The sequence below is a fragment of the Segatella sp. genome (assembly GCF_977051555.1).
Genome location: NZ_CDRSSE010000019.1, coordinates 1 through 13,215 on the forward strand (window position 1 = coordinate 1; position 13,215 = coordinate 13,215).

At 46.1% G+C, this 13,215-nt stretch carries 6 protein-coding genes, 1 tRNA gene and 1 pseudogene; 7 read left to right on the plus strand and 1 reads right to left on the minus strand.

The features are described from left to right. The first annotated feature begins 230 nt into the window (after window positions 1-230). The 4 genes from ACWJAO_RS06385 (at window position 231) to ACWJAO_RS06400 (ending at window position 6,174) form a co-directional block, all read left to right on the plus strand. On the plus strand, window positions 231-1,367 hold the full coding sequence (locus ACWJAO_RS06385; protein ID WP_153083529.1) for an AAA family ATPase: 1,137 nt from the start codon (window positions 231-233) through the stop codon (window positions 1,365-1,367). A 78-nt stretch (window positions 1,368-1,445) separates the two neighbouring features. Further along, window positions 1,446-4,931 (plus strand): DEAD/DEAH box helicase, encoded by a 3,486-nt coding sequence (locus ACWJAO_RS06390; RefSeq protein ID WP_449139657.1) that lies wholly within the window; start codon window positions 1,446-1,448, stop codon window positions 4,929-4,931. Window positions 4,932-5,119: 188 nt separating this feature from the next. Next, window positions 5,120-5,587: a transcription elongation factor GreA gene (gene greA / locus ACWJAO_RS06395; RefSeq protein WP_006847697.1), complete on the plus strand. Its 468-nt coding sequence runs from the start codon at window positions 5,120-5,122 to the stop codon at window positions 5,585-5,587. A gap of 185 nt (window positions 5,588-5,772) precedes the next feature. Continuing rightward, window positions 5,773-6,174 carry an HIT family protein gene (locus tag ACWJAO_RS06400; protein WP_022120766.1) on the plus strand — a complete coding sequence of 134 codons (402 nt, stop codon included), beginning with the start codon at window positions 5,773-5,775 and terminating at the stop codon, window positions 6,172-6,174. A gap of 80 nt (window positions 6,175-6,254) precedes the next feature. Here the strand turns inward: ACWJAO_RS06400 and ACWJAO_RS06405 are convergent, their stop codons facing one another. Next, window positions 6,255-7,343, minus strand: coding sequence for a mannose-1-phosphate guanylyltransferase (locus tag ACWJAO_RS06405; RefSeq protein ID WP_118151110.1), 1,089 nt, complete (start codon window positions 7,341-7,343; stop codon window positions 6,255-6,257). 229 nt (window positions 7,344-7,572) lie between these two features. Here ACWJAO_RS06405 and ACWJAO_RS06410 point away from each other — a divergent pair. The 3 genes and pseudogenes from ACWJAO_RS06410 (at window position 7,573) to ACWJAO_RS06420 (ending at window position 13,213) form a co-directional block, all read left to right on the plus strand. Continuing rightward, window positions 7,573-7,657: transfer RNA gene (locus ACWJAO_RS06410), tRNA-Leu, on the plus strand. Window positions 7,658-7,889: 232 nt separating this feature from the next. Beyond that, window positions 7,890-9,464, plus strand: coding sequence for a glycoside hydrolase family 28 protein (locus tag ACWJAO_RS06415; protein ID WP_449139658.1), 1,575 nt, complete (start codon window positions 7,890-7,892; stop codon window positions 9,462-9,464). Window positions 9,465-9,924: 460 nt separating this feature from the next. Beyond that, window positions 9,925-13,213 (plus strand): annotated as a pseudogene (locus ACWJAO_RS06420) (SusC/RagA family TonB-linked outer membrane protein). Window positions 13,214-13,215: the final 2 nt, after the last annotated feature.

Below are 13,215 nucleotides of genomic sequence, written 5' to 3' on the forward strand. Positions count from 1 at the left end.
CAAGTTGTGCGCCCTTACGTTCGGGCTACGCCCTCTCTACAGGGCGCACAACTCTATCTGCTTGCAAAGGTAATCATTTTCCATCAGTTTTCCACCTTTCTGTGTCTACTTTTTGAGGGGCAGCACTTTAGGATGGTTAAACAGTTAATTATCCATAATTATAAATGCATTTATTATAAGAGTATTTATAATTTTTGTAACTTTGTGCCATCACTTATAAAAAATTGATTATGGATATACCCTTTATTTATGGAAGACTCGCTGAGAAAGAGAGTTTTATCGACAGAGTAGAAGACAGAAGGGAACTGAAAAATTTCCTTCGCCACGGCATCAACGTCATCTTGGTATCTCCAAGAAGATGGGGAAAATCTTCGCTTGTCAGAACCTCTATGGAAGAATTAATGCAGGAAGAATCCAAAACAAAGGTTTGCTTCATGGATGCCTCCAAGATTCATACTGAGGAGGAATTCTACAACAAATTTGCCTCCATCGTGATACAAGGAGTTTCTTCCACATTGGAACAGAAATTATCTGACTTGGTGAAATTTATCAATCGTTTTACCCCAAGCATCACGATAGCTTCCGACCCAATGAATAGTGTAGAGGTCAACCTAAAGGTGAATCCTGTAAAGGAAAGTCCTGAAAACATTCTGCAACTCCCCGAAAGAATAGCCGAGGCTAAAGGCATCAAGATTATCGTCTGCATCGATGAGTTTCAGCAGCTCGCCAACCTGCCAAAATGGAAGAACCTTGAAGCTATGCTGAGGGCTGAATGGCAGTTGCAGCACCATACCACCTATTGTCTCTACGGCAGCAAGATGCACATGATGAAAGATATTTTCAACAAGGCGAACAGTCCTTTCTTTAAGTTCGGACAACTGATGAACCTGAAGAGAATAGCCAAGGAATATTGGATTCCATACATCATAAGCAATTTTAAGAAGACAGGAAAAACTATCTCTGAGAGCCAAGCAGAATGTCTATGCGAAAGAGTGAAGTATAACTCTTGGTACGTACAGCAATATTGCTTCTTCCTATGGTCACACACAGACAAAGAGGTGACGCAAGAACTCCTCGACAACCAGCTCCAACTGGTTTTGGACACCAACGAAGACTTGTTCTTGACAGAGATGGACGAGCTCACTCCCACTCAAATCGGCATGTTGAAAGCCATCGCTTCTGGCGAAAAGCACTTCAATGCCAAGGATGTCGTAGAGACGTATGGTCTGGGGCAGCCACAGAGCATCACACGTAACAAGAAAGTATTAGTAGAGAAAGATCTCGTTGAGAAACATCTTCAGGATTTCTCATTCGTCGATCCTGTCTTCGAGCTTTGGCTGAAGAGAGAATACAACATTTTACCATAATGGAAATAAAAACAGCCAATAATCGCATTTTCGAGGAAAGAGATGAGGTAAACATCTCTCAAGATTAAGCAATATTTCATGAATCAAAACAATATCAGCACCGCTGAACTTTTCCAGCGAGTAAGGGAACTCCTGACGCTCCCCGAACTGGAGCCGAAGACACGCAACAAGATGATGCACGATACGCTCATCCTCTGCTGCCACGAAGGAGTGAAGGAAACGAAACAGGCTTTCGGTAACCTTTTCTCCCAGGTGGATTATCTCTGTAAGGTCCACGGCATCAAGGTGGCAGACAAGATTGCCATCCAGACCATGCGCCGGCACAGCAATTCGCAGGAACCACTCTCAAGCGAAGATTTGAAATATGATGCACGTGCCCTAGCCATCTTCATCTCTGCCGTATTCGGAGTGGATGTTCCCCACGAGCTGAACGTGCTCATTCCCCATACCAACCGCCCTTATCAGAAAGGACTGGAAATCAACAACCGCCGCATCCGCTGCATCGTGAAGAACTGGGACAGCGATTTCATCCGCGTGGATATTGACCAGGATGCTGACGAAGAGGAATATCTCGTTCAACTGAAAGACGAAGAAAACCATATCGACCATACCTACCTCTGGGATATCCTGAAGGAAGGTATGCAGCTCAACCTGCTCGACTGTCAGGTGAAACAGCCCGTCATCACCCCCCGACTCATCGTGGTGGAACCCGATTATCTGGTAGATATCAGTAGTATCGCCACCTGCTTCACGGCTTTCGGTCATCATCCCCTACTCTATCTGCTGAACCAGATGAAGCCCCGCGCCAACACCCAGGCAACCCTGCTCGGTAACTTTGCCGGTGCTGCGCTGGATGACATCATCAATACAAACGGCAAATACCAGATGAACGAAACCATAAAGACGAATTTCAGGGAGAAAGCCCTGGAGTTCTGCACCTGTCCCTGGTTTGATGCCAAGAAATTCTATACCGATGCCAACCAGCAGGCATTCAATCTGCAGCAGGTAGTGGATATTCTCTTTCCCCGCACCGCATCGCAGGCACAGATGTCAGCCTTCCGTGGCGAAAGTCTTTACGACAGGAAGAAAGCCATCCTCGAACCTTCGTTCGTCTGCGAAGCACTCGGCATACAGGGACGTGTGGACCTGATGACCACCGACTGCAAACTGCTGGTGGAGCAGAAATCGGGACGCAACATGAATATCGAAACCCATCAGGTAGATCCGGGTTATCACAGTTATCAGCTGGAGCCCCACTATGTACAGCTGCTGCTCTACTATGGCGTATTGCAGCACAACTTCAAGCTGAGCAACGACCGCGTGAATATCCGTCTGCTCTATTCCAAGTATCAGCCGCAAGACGGACTGATGGTGGTAGCTTACTACCAAAAGCTCTTCAAGGAGGCCATCGAATACCGCAACCAGCTCGTTGCCGCCTCCTTCGAGATAGCCAAGGAGGGATTCGAGCATGCACTGAATGAATTTACCCCCGAAGTTTTGAATGTGGCAGGTACCCAGGACTTCTTTTACAACAAGTATCTGAAGCCGCAGATAGAAGCCATCACCAGTCCGCTCCACAACCTCACCCCATTAGAGGAGGCTTACTTCTGCCGCATGATGACCTTCGTGTTGCGGGAACAGATGATCAGCAAGGTGGGCGCACAGGAAGGAACGAACACATCCAGTTCCGACCTCTGGACCATGCCACTCGCCGAAAAGAAAGATGCCGGCAATATCTATACCGACCTGCACATCATCCGAAAGGAACAGAGCAGCGCAGGAAGCGGATATGATACCATCACCCTGAGCGTGCCCGACCAGGGAAAAGACTTCCTGCCCAACTTCCGTATCGGCGACATGGTGTATCTCTATACCTACAAGCTGAAGGAAGAACCCGATGTAAGAAAGGCTATATTATATAAAGGTGTACTACAGGAGATTCACAGCGATGAGATTGTGGTGCATCTCACCGACGGACAGCAGAATGCCGATATCTTCGAGATGAATCTGCCTTACGCCATAGAACATGGAACGAGCGATGCATCAACAGGCGGAAGCATACGTAACCTGCACCAGTTTATCTGTGCACCCAAGGAGAAACGCGACCTGCTGTTAGGGCAGCGTGCTCCGCAAAGAGATGCCTCGCTTACATTGACCAGACATTACGATGATGTACTGGATGACATCATTCTCCGTGCCAAGCAGGCACAGGATTACTTCCTGCTCGTGGGACCTCCGGGAACAGGAAAGACCAGTCGTGCCCTGAAGTTTATGGTAGAAGAAGCATTGAACGATGGAACGGGAATGCCGACAGCAGAAAGCATCGCCTCGGGAGGCAAGACGGCTCAGCAGCCTGCATCCTCCATTCTTCTGATGAGCTATACCAACCGAGCCGTAGATGAAATCTGCGAGATGCTGGTAGATTCGGGCATCCCATTCCTTCGCCTCGGCAGCGAGTACTCCTGCGACGAGCGGTTCCGCCCTTATCTGATAGAGAAAGCCATCAGCGACTGTCCGAAACTCGAAGCCATCAAACAATATATAATAGGAACGCGTGTAATCGTGGGCACCACTTCGATGATGACCTCCAAGCCGTTCATCTTCTCGCTGAAGCACTTCAAGCTTGCCATCATCGACGAGTCGAGCCAGATACTGGAGCCTAATCTCATCGGTCTCCTGTCTGCCGTGGATAAGTTCATCCTCATTGGCGACTACAAGCAGTTGCCAGCCGTGGTGCAGCAGAGCGAGCAGGATTCAGGTATTCCTACCATCAACGACAGTCAGAAAGGTGGCATCATCGACATGAGCATCCTGCAGGACATCTGTCTTACCAACTGCCGCAATTCCCTCTTCGAACGTCTGATTCATTGGGAAGATCACGAAGAGCGCAGCGAATTCATCGGCATTCTGCGCCGCCAAGGCAGAATGCATCCCGAGATTGCAGAGTTTCCTAACCGGATGTTCTACCGTCGGGAGAAACTGGAACCCGTGCCATGTCCACACCAGTTGGAGACGGAGCTGTCATATACTCTCCCGTCAGAAGATGCGCTCGACGACCTGCTGAAGGAGCACCGCATGATATTCCTCCCATCCAAATTCTGCAAGGAACCGAATGTATCCGATAAGATCAATGCCAACGAGGCAGCAATCGTGGTAGACCTGCTTCGCCGCATCCACCGCTTCTATGGAGAGCGTTTCGATGCCAAGAAGACGGTAGGCGTCATCGTTCCTTACCGCAACCAGATAGCCATGGTGCGCAAAGGCATCGAAAAGCTCGGTATTCCGGAACTGGAGAAAATCAGTATCGATACCGTAGAGCGGTACCAGGGCAGCCAGCGAGATGTCATCATCTACAGTTTCACCATCCAGAACATCTGGCAGCTCGACTTCCTTGCCGGCAACAGTTTCGTAGAAGACGGCGCCATCATCGACCGCAAGCTGAACGTAGCCATCACCCGTGCCCGAAAGCAGATGATTATGACAGGCAACCCGGAGATATTGCGCAATAATCAGATTTTTAGCGAATTAATGAACTATGTGAAGGAAAAAGGAGGATATTTTTAAAATTTCCCCCAAAAAATTTGGTGATACGGAAATAAAGTCCTATCTTTGCATTCGGATTATACACAAAAGGATAAACAAGAGACATAAATACAGATATAGGATTCCGGTGCTCCACTGGCACTGGAATTCTTTATTTTTTATGCTACTTGCCAACCGATTATTAATAACATTAAAACAACAAGAAAATTATGGCTTACATGTCACAAGAAGGCTACGACAAACTCGTAGCTGAGCTGAAACAGCTCGTATCTGTAGAGCGCCCTAAGGCATCAGCCGCAATTGCTGAAGCCCGCGACAAGGGTGATTTAAGTGAGAATTCTGAGTATGATGCCGCTAAAGAGGCACAGGCTCATCTGGAAGATAAGATCAATCGCCTGAAGCTCACCATTGCCGAGGCCAAGATTATCGATACCAAGCAGCTCAGCACCGACAGCGTGCAGATTATGTCGAAGGTAGAGATGACCAACATGGCTAACAAGGCAAAGATGACTTATACCATCGTGAGCGAGAGCGAGGCAAACTTGAAGGAAGGCAAGATTTCCATCAAGACTCCTATTGCACAGGGATTGCTCAACAAGAAGGTAGGTGAAGTTGCAGAAATCAAGATTCCTCGCGGCACCATCAACCTTCGCATCGACAAGATTTCATTTGAATAAAACGGAATAAAAGGAACTATCATATCGGCAGCGATGCCCGTATGACGGTTCCTTTTATGTTATATGTAAGCCTACCCGATATATTCTACAGAAAATGAAAGTAGCCGATGCAACGACATCAAAAAGAGAATAAGATAATATGAATTGTAAATTATAAATTATTAATTATAAATTGATTAGCGATTATGGCAAGCATTTTTTCAAAGATTGCAGCAGGAGAGATTCCTAGCTACAAGTGTGCAGAAAGCGACAAGTTCTATGCTTTCCTCGACATTAGCCCTATCGGCAAAGGTCATACTTTGGTGATTCCCCGCAAGGAGGTGGATTACATCTTCGATATGGAAGACGAAGACCTGGCTGAGTTTGAGGTTTTCGCCAAGAAGGTAGCCAAGGCTATCAAGGCAGCCTTCCCATGCAAGAAAGTGGCGCAGGTTGTTTTGGGTCTGGAGGTTCCTCATGCCCATATCCACCTCATCCCAATGAACAGCGAAGCTGATGTAAACTTCCGCAAGGAGCATCTCAAACTCACAGAGGAAGAGTTCAAGGAAATTGCTGATAAGATTTATACAGAATTCAAGAAACTTTAAATGCAAGAAGTTTCAAACAGAAAAAGAGCTGCGAATATGCTTCGCAGCTCTTTTTATATCTTTATTTCATAAGCTCTTGCTTAGACGAACTCATCGCCTTTCTTCATCTGCACCTCGTTTACATATTTACGCACCAGGGCAGAAGAATCTTCTTTCTTGCATATCAACAATACATTGTCATTCTCGGCTACTATGAAACCATCCAGTCCGTTCAATACAGCCAGCTTTCCTTTAGGCAACTTGATTACATTGTTGTGACAATTCTCCATCATCACATCGCTGTCAACAACCACGTTGTCATCGCTGCTCTTCTGCATCGCCTCGTAGATACTGTGCCAGGTACCCAGATCAGCCCAGCCGAAGTCACACTTCATCATATAGACATTGCTAGGTTTGTCAAGCACTCCGAAATCTACTGATATATTAGGATAAGAAGAGAAGCTCTCCTTCATGTAAGCGTTCTCTGTCTCCACACTGAATTCGGGATACTGTTTATCGTAATCACGGAGTACAGGGGGCAGAATCTTGCAGAAACACTCACGCAGATACTTCACATTAGAAAGGAATAAACCCGTATTCCAATAGAACTCTCCACTCTCTACAAAAATCTTGGCAAACTCTCTTTCCGGTTTCTCTGTAAACGACTGCACCTTGTACAATCCGTTGCCGATAGCTTCACCCATCTGAATATATCCATATCCAGGTTCAGGACGAGTTGGCTTCACACCCATCGTCAGGAAGCGGTCATGTTCTGCCACAAAAGCCAGACCTTCCAATACGTTCTCGCGGAAAGCATCTTCATTGAAGATGGCCTGATCCGAAGGTGTTGCGATAATGCAGGCATCGGGATTGAGCATCGAGATGCGATGATTAGCCCATGCCATGCTAGGGGCTGTGTTGCGATGAATAGGTTCCGCCAATATTCGTTCTGCAGGAACCTCAGGCAACTGTTCCTTTACCAATTGAACATATTCTTCATTTGTGTTGATAAATATATGGTCGGCAGGCACAATCTTTGCCATACGGTCAAAGGTTTGCTGAAGCTGGGTGCGACCTACTCCAAAGAAGTCGACAAACTGCTTCGGATAGTTGCTGCGGCTGCAAGGCCAGAGTCTGCGGCCTTTACCTCCTGCCAATATCACACAATAATTATTTCCGTTACTCTTCATATCTTGAGTCTAATATTTTGTTTGTTTTCAAAATTCATCTGTAAAGTTAGTGATTATCTGTGAAAGTGCCAAAGATTTTCTTGAAATTTAATAAAGTGGACTATAAAAACAACAAAAATTTAATGTTTCTGCATCAAAAACGCATTTTTAGAAAAAAAAGTTCCCAAAAAGTTTGTCAGTTCAAAAATTATTAGTACCTTTGCAACCGCAAATAAGCAAAGTGGTATTTGCCCAGATGGCGGAATCGGTAGACGCGCTGGTCTCAAACACCAGTGGAGCAATCCATCCCGGTTCGATCCCGGGTCTGGGTACCAAGATGGAGAGAAGTTCGTTTCTCTCCTTTTTTCGTTTATATACCTTAGTATATATACACATTTATCCCTGCATATCTACCCACTTACATCCTATCATATTCCCCATTCCACGAAAACGTTTACAACGATTTATTTAGAATAAGCCTTACTATTTTTGGCTTTTCAAAAGATAATACTTATCTTTGCAGAAGAAATAGCTTATATATAATAACCCAACAAACCAAGAAAATAGATGAAGAAATTATTTAGCATGGTATGTGCTTGCTTGTTGGCGCTAAGTGCCCAGGCAACCGACATCAAGAAGTATGATGCTCTTTACGAGAATCTACCATTCCAGATGGAGAAGGTGACCCGTCCACAATTCCCAGCCAATGAGGTTAATCTCAAGGACTTTGGTGCCATTGGAGATGGCTCTTCTCTCTGTACTACAGCCTTTGCCAAGGCTATCGATGCGCTGACCCAGAAGGGCGGCGGCAAACTCATCGTCCCACAGGGCGTATGGTTCACAGGTCCTATCGTATTGAAGAGCAATATCAACCTGCATCTCGAAAAAGGTGCTGTTATCCTTTTCTCACCAGATGATGCCCTCTACTCTTTCATAGACACATCATTCGAGGGCTTGGATACACGCCGCTGCCAGTCGCCTATCTCTGGCCATAATCTTACCAACGTGGCTATTACCGGTCAGGGCTGCATCGACGGAAACGGAGAATTCTGGCGTCCTTTGAAGAAGCAGAAGGTTACCGAAGCTCAGTGGAAGCAGATTACTTCACGTGGCGGTGCATTCAAGAGAGCAGACTACTGGTTCCCAACAGAGGGTGCATTGAAGGCAGACAACAGCGCCAACATGAATGTGCCTAAGACTCCAGCTTCAGAAGAAGAGTGGAACGAGATCAAGCGTTTCCTCCGTCCTGTAATGATCAGCCTCGTTAACTGCAAGAACGTTTGGCTCAATGGAGTTATCTTCCAGAATTCACCAGCATGGAACATTCATCCGCTGATGTGCGAGAACGTTCTTATAGAAGATGTATTGGTCCGCAACCCTTCATACGCTCAGAATGGTGATGGTCTCGACCTGGAGAGCTGCAAGAATGCACTCATCGTCAACTCTACTTTCGATGTAGGCGATGATGGTATCTGCATCAAGAGCGGTAAGGATGCTGACGGAAGAAAGCGCGGCATTCCTTGCGAGAATGTCATCGTAAACGGCTGTACCGTATTCAAGGGGCACGGTGGTTTCGTTGTTGGTAGCGAGATGAGCGGTGGTGTGAAGAATATCAAGGTGAGCGACTGCCAGTTCCTCGGCACCGATGTAGGTCTCCGTTTCAAGAGTACCCGCGGTCGTGGTGGCGTAGTAGAGAACATCTATATCGACAACATGTCTATGTTTGATATTCAGACAGATGTCATCACCTTCGACCTTTATTATGGCGGCAAGTCAGCCGTTGAGGTTCTCAACGATGGCGATGAGGCAAAGAACCAGAAGGTACAGAAGTTCAAGGTAGACGAAACAACACCTTGCTTCCGCAACATCGACATCAACCATGTCATCTGCCGCACAGCCCGTCGTGCTGCTTACTTCAACGGTCTCCCAGAGATGCCGGTAAGCAATATCCACATCAAGGACCTGGAGGTAAACAATGCCCAGCAGGGTATCGTCATCAACCGTACCGATGGTGTGAAGCTTGAGAACATCAAGGTAAGTGCAAAGACCCACACCTTCGATGCCAAGAACTCAAAGAATGTGACTGTCAACGACAAAACATACAAGAAGATTGACGAGAAGGGTATCACCCTCGATTTCTAATCTCGTCCTGACAATAAGAGACAGATAAGAATATCCGCTGTATCTGTCAGAAACAACAAAGAAGAAACAGGCTGTTGGAGCAGAAAGTTCCAATAGCCTGTTTTTGTTTTTATCAACTACATTTCCCTTACGAAGCTACACTTTTTAACCAAAAAAGAAAAAAATCACGCCTTTCCTTAAAATAATTCAGTTTTTTCTTGGAAGTCTTAAATCTTTTTTATATTTTTGTAGGCGATAAATAAAGATGCAACCTAGAAATACATAAACTTATAAAAACTTTCCTCTTGGATTCTTTTATATAGATTCAGCCGAAGTTTTTTCAGATGTTAGATGACGCAACAAGACAATTTTAGAAAATTCTGGTAATAGGCTCCTATATATTATATAATAATGTGTAGCATGCTTAAAGACCTAATTTACATAAACAAAAACAATTAGTAAAATTTAAAAAGTTAGTTACATGGTGAACGCAATCAAAAAATTGTGTAAAGTCTGCCTAGTAGCGACGATGGTTCTTACACCATCTTCTGTCCTCGCACAGAATGTCGTGAAAGGTACCGTGCTGGACGCAAACAACGAGCCAGTGATCGGAGCATCTGTCATTGAAAAGGGAAACCCTAAGAATGGCACAGTTACTGACATCGATGGTAATTTTACGCTCAACCTGAAAGCCGGCAAGACTGCCGTTATCTCTTACATCGGTATGGTGGCACAAGAGATAAAAGTGGGGGGGGCAAGCCCAAACCATCGTTTTGAAGGATGACAACAGTCAGCTCAACGAAGTTGTCGTTGTCGGTTATACAAGTAAAGCCCGCAAGGACCTCACCGGTTCTGTAGGTTCTATTTCTGGCCAAAAGCTTGCTGTTGTTCCAGTGGCTTCTGCTGCTGAGGCATTGGCAGGTAAGATTGCCGGTGTACAGGTTACCACAGTCGATGGTGCTCCTGGTGCCGACATCAACATCCGTATTCGTGGTGGTTCAGCCATCTCTAGTTCCCAGGACTCTAAACCTTTGTTTATCGTCGATGGTTTCCAGGCTGACAACATCAACGACATTCCTCCTACCGATATCCAGAGTATCGATGTATTGAAGGATGCTTCCCTCACCGCTGTTTATGGTGCACGAGGTGGTAATGGTGTAGTTATCGTTACTACAAAATCTGCACAGGCTGGTAAGGTAAAGGTTGACTTCAACGCATACGGTCAGCTCTCTTGGTTGGCAGGCAAGCAGGATATGCTGGATACTTACGAATTCGTTAAGTATCAGTTGGATGGTACATATGACAGCAACAGCAAGAAGTACGCCTTCCGCCGAGACTTCGGTAACCCTAACGACCTTGACATCTACAAGACAAAGACTACCCACGACTGGCAAGATGAGTTGATGGGCGATCCTGCTTTGACTCAGATGTACAATGTTACCGTAAATGGTGGTAACGAGAAGTTGCGCTTCAGCACCTCTCTCACCCAGCACAACCAGGATGGTATCATCTCTAACTCTGGTGTTCGCCGTACCAACATGAACACCAAGATTAATGTCAAGTTGGCTAAGAACGTAAACCTCTTAGTAAACCCTCGTTTTACTTATCGTCGTGACCTCGGTGCAGGTGCCAGCGGCATCGGTACAGGTGGTTTGGTGGGCGTATTGAACTATAAGCCTACCAATGGTCTCCGTGAGTTTACCAGCTATGATGATGAGTGGCAGGACTTCTCTGTAGAGCGTTACTGGAAGTTGGCTAGTCCTATGGACGACATCAATCAGAATTATCTGCTGAAGCATTCTTACAGTTTCACCAATCAGGCTAGTCTCACATGGGAAATCATTCCTAACCTGACCTTCCGTTCAGACATCGCCCAGTTCTGGTCATTCTCAGACAACAACCGTTTCTATGGTTATCTGACTGACGAGGCTGCCAAGAACGAGAACATGCCTGTGGCTCAGATTACAAACACCCGTGGTTTCAAGTATACATGGACAAATACCCTGAACTATAGCTTAACCTTGAAGGAGAAGCATAATCTCTCTTTCTTGCTCGGTCAGGAAGTTCAGCATACCCAAACCACAACCAATTATCAGGCATCCCGCTACTTCCCACAGAGCACATCTCCAAGATATGCTTTCAACAACATGGGTCTGGGTTCTGCATACGCCAGCACATCAAGCGTAACAACTCCTAACCGTATTGCATCTTTCTTCGGTCAGGTGAACTACAACTACAAGCACAAGTACCTGCTCTCAGGTACCATGCGTGCCGATGGTTCTACCCGATTTGCTCCAGGTAACCAGTGGGGTTACTTCCCTTCTATCTCTGGTGCATGGGTTATCTCTGAGGAGTCTTGGTGGAACAAGGACGTTATCGACCAGTTGAAGATCCGTGCCGCATTCGGTCTTTCTGGTAACAACAACATCGGTGATGACCGTTGGCGCTACCAGTATAACATCAATGCACAGGGTGGTCCTAGCTGGGGCGAGAGCACAACAACCCAGAATGGTGACAAGTATTATGCATCAGACGGTTTGTTCCCTAACAACAAGATCAAGTGGGAAACTACAGTAACCCGCAACCTGGCTGCTGATATTTCTCTCTTCAAAGGTCGCATTACGCTTACTCCTGAAGTTTACTGGAACACCACACGCGACTTGCTCTACAAGTGCCAGATTCCTACCACAACCGGTTACTCACAGCAGTGGCAGAACGTAGGTCGTGTATCCAACAAGGGTTTCGAACTTTCTATCAATGGTGATATCCTCCGCGGTAAGGACTATGTTCTCTCTGCAAACTTCAACATGGGTATGAACAAGACCAAGGTAGAGAAGATTAATGGTACAGACGCTTACATCCCTGGCAAGTCTTGGGATTCAGAGGATAACTTCCGCCTTGTAGAGGGTAAGGAAGTAGGTCTTATCTATGGTTATGTATACGAAGGTCTTTACGGTTTCAACGAATTCCACAGAAATGGCTATAGCTATGCTGTCAATGATGAGGCATACCTGGCAGAGAACCCAGGCGTACAGGAGAAGCCAACCGTAACAGGTCTGTTTGGTACAGCTCCTGGCCGTATCAAGTTGAAAGATATCAACGGTGATGGCAAGATCGACATCAACGACCGTACTGTAGTTGGTAATACCAACCCTAAGGTACAGGGTGGTTTCGGTTTGTCAGGAAAGTGGAAGAACTTCGACTTCACAGCCAACTTCACCTATATGCTCGACTTCGACGTAATCAACGCTACCGCATACCAGCTTTCATCAGCAAAGGGTGCCAGCCAGACCAACCCTCGCAACGTATTGAAGAAGTTTGACTACAACAACCGTTGGGTTTATCATGGAGATATCTACATCGAGAATGCAGATGGAACCAAGAGTATCTACAACCTCAACGAGTGCCTGTTGGGCAATTCACAGCACATCGACTACCTCGATATTTACGAAGAGATTAATAGCGGTAAGACATTGTGGAACCCACAGGATGTAACCAAGAACTACACCCTCTCTAACTTCGTAGAAGATGGTTCATTCCTCCGTCTCAACGACTTGACAATCGGTTACACATTGCCTACAACCCTTACAAAGAAGTGGGGTATTTCTCGCCTCCGTTTGTATGTTACAGGCTCTAACATCTTCTGCATCACAGGCTACTCTGGCTATGACCCAGAAGTTGACATTCAGAATGGCTTGACACCTAACGTTGACTGGAACCGCTACCCACGTAGCCACAGCTACCTCTTCGGTGTGAACCTTTCATTCTAAAC

Bases quoted from the DNA above. Each gene is read 5' to 3' on its own strand.
- ACWJAO_RS06385 (WP_153083529.1), top strand. From the start codon at position 231: ATGGATATACCCTTTATTTATGGAAGACTCGCTGAGAAAGAGAGTTTT.
- ACWJAO_RS06390 (WP_449139657.1), top strand. From the start codon at position 1,446: ATGAATCAAAACAATATCAGCACCGCTGAACTTTTCCAGCGAGTAAGG.
- greA (WP_006847697.1), top strand. From the start codon at position 5,120: ATGGCTTACATGTCACAAGAAGGCTACGACAAACTCGTAGCTGAGCTG.
- ACWJAO_RS06400 (WP_022120766.1), top strand. From the start codon at position 5,773: ATGGCAAGCATTTTTTCAAAGATTGCAGCAGGAGAGATTCCTAGCTAC.
- ACWJAO_RS06405 (WP_118151110.1), bottom strand. From the start codon at position 7,343: ATGAAGAGTAACGGAAATAATTATTGTGTGATATTGGCAGGAGGTAAA.
- ACWJAO_RS06415 (WP_449139658.1), top strand. From the start codon at position 7,890: ATGAAGAAATTATTTAGCATGGTATGTGCTTGCTTGTTGGCGCTAAGT.